The sequence below is a fragment of the Grimontia sp. AD028 genome (genome assembly GCF_000973155.1).
In the GTDB taxonomy this organism is placed as follows: Bacteria; Pseudomonadota; Gammaproteobacteria; order Enterobacterales; family Vibrionaceae; genus Enterovibrio; species Enterovibrio indicus.
Genome location: NZ_LASY01000217.1, coordinates 1 through 248, shown reverse-complemented (window position 1 = coordinate 248; position 248 = coordinate 1). Strand labels below are relative to the sequence as shown.

The following is a 248-nucleotide window of genomic DNA, read 5'->3' as shown; positions in this document are numbered from 1 at the left end:
GGTGCCGTGGTATCAACGGTAAAGCCGGTTTCCGTGCTTGGTGCCGAGGTGTTACCGGCACTGTCAGTCACAGTGGTTGTGATGGTGTAATCGCCTTCGCCAGGCAATTCACCGCCCGTGCCACCCAGATCTTCCGGTGACAGAGTGACAGGCACAGCGGTGCCGTCTGTCCAGCCGCCAGGGACAGTGGTCGTGACTTCATTGGTGGTGCCATCCGGCTGGGTCACTGTAACAGTGATGGTGTCGCC

Annotated in this window: 1 protein-coding gene; it reads right to left on the bottom strand. The window is 60.1% G+C overall.

The genetic code is table 11. The annotated features are described in order from the left end of the window. Positions 1–248, bottom strand: a 248-nt coding sequence (locus tag RN22_RS25355) for a hypothetical protein (protein ID WP_046308523.1), incomplete at both ends; no start/stop codon positions are given.